The following is a 227-nucleotide window of genomic DNA, read 5'->3' as shown; positions in this document are numbered from 1 at the left end:
ACATATTTTTTCTGCCCAAGCGTCTGAGGACAGGGCGTGCGCCTTTCAGTGATGCTGACGGTACACACGCTTATCCATATAGACAGGCCTTTTTAATACTCGAGATCGGCTCGGTGCGTTTATTTGCTCTCGAATATTTATTACGTTTTTGGTCATGGGGTGACCGCGTAGAATACAACTCCTTAGAGTGCAGTGCCTTTAAACGCAGCTTAAAGTACTTAAGATCA

General features: G+C 44.9%; 1 pseudogene. It reads left to right on the top strand.

The features are described from left to right. Positions 1–227: pseudogene (locus tag CWB85_RS22720) on the top strand (hypothetical protein); the annotation flags it as partial.

It is taken from the genome of Pseudoalteromonas sp. S1727 (assembly GCF_005886375.1).
Classification (GTDB): Bacteria; Pseudomonadota; Gammaproteobacteria; order Enterobacterales; family Alteromonadaceae; genus Pseudoalteromonas; species Pseudoalteromonas haloplanktis.
This window is presented reverse-complemented; position numbering and strand designations above follow the sequence as displayed.